The sequence below is a fragment of the Streptomyces sp. NPDC127084 genome, assembly GCF_042724175.1.
Classification (GTDB): Bacteria; Actinomycetota; Actinomycetes; order Streptomycetales; family Streptomycetaceae; genus Streptomyces.
This window is the reverse complement of the sequence record NZ_JBHXFA010000306.1, coordinates 2,956-3,348: the sequence shown is the minus strand read 5'-3', so window position 1 is coordinate 3,348 and position 393 is coordinate 2,956.

Here is a 393-nt window from a genome sequence, read left to right as displayed (position 1 = left end):
GTGTGTGTGGGGGCACCCGCCAATCCCCCCGCCGGCGGGGCGCGCCTCAGGTCCACGCCCCGCCCCCGCGGCGTCCCCTCGTGGGAGGTACTACCGCGGCTGCGGCGACCATTCTGATCCTCGCCTTCCTCTTCGGGCTTGGTGATGGTCAGAACGCCAAAGTCGATGGCGGTGATCCGAGTCCGACGCCGGTCACACAGCACTCGGGCTCTGGCATCGTCGGTCCTGCTCAGTCGCCGGCGGGTGTGCGCTGATACAGAGAACACCGCGCCGTAGGGCCTCGACCACGGCCCCGACCATGGCGGTGACGTGCTGGAGTGGTCGGGGCGCCGCGTCGCACCGGGGGTGGGCCCCGAGAAGGGGGGGGGCGGGGGTTGTTTGGGGCAGGGAGTT